Annotated in this window: 1 protein-coding gene; it reads right to left on the minus strand. The window is 42.8% G+C overall.

What is annotated here, in order from left to right:
• Nucleotides 1-181 (minus strand): 30S ribosomal protein S20 (gene rpsT, locus J7R05_RS09070; protein WP_208541946.1); only part of this gene is annotated, 181 nt, incomplete at its 3' end.
• Nucleotides 182-381: the final 200 nt, after the last annotated feature.

A 381-nucleotide genomic window follows, 5' to 3' on the forward strand; every position in this document is an offset into this window, starting at 1 on the left:
CACGCATAATTTCAGGCTCAAAATTCTTAAATGCAATCTCTGCAGATGCCTTATCGCCACCCGCTAAAGCATCATCAAACTTACGTATAAAGGTACGAACGCGCGAACGACGGGCCCTATTAACCTGTGTGCGTGCCGCAACCTTGCGCACCGCTTTTCGAGCAGAAGGTGTATTCGCCATAAATATAATCTCTCTTTCAACACCTTGGTAAAAGGAGTCTAAAGAACAACTCCACCAATCTAAATAAATTCAACCCAAGCAAAGCTATAAAGCTGCCTATAACCGTGTGGCTTATAGCGCAATCCCAAAGCCAACGTCAATTAGATGTTCAAAGATAGTCATAAAAAATCGAAGCCAACCTGTTTTATCCGCAACTTTAG

This window comes from Bartonella capreoli (assembly GCF_902813205.1).
GTDB classification, from domain to species: domain Bacteria; phylum Pseudomonadota; class Alphaproteobacteria; order Rhizobiales; family Rhizobiaceae; genus Bartonella; species Bartonella schoenbuchensis.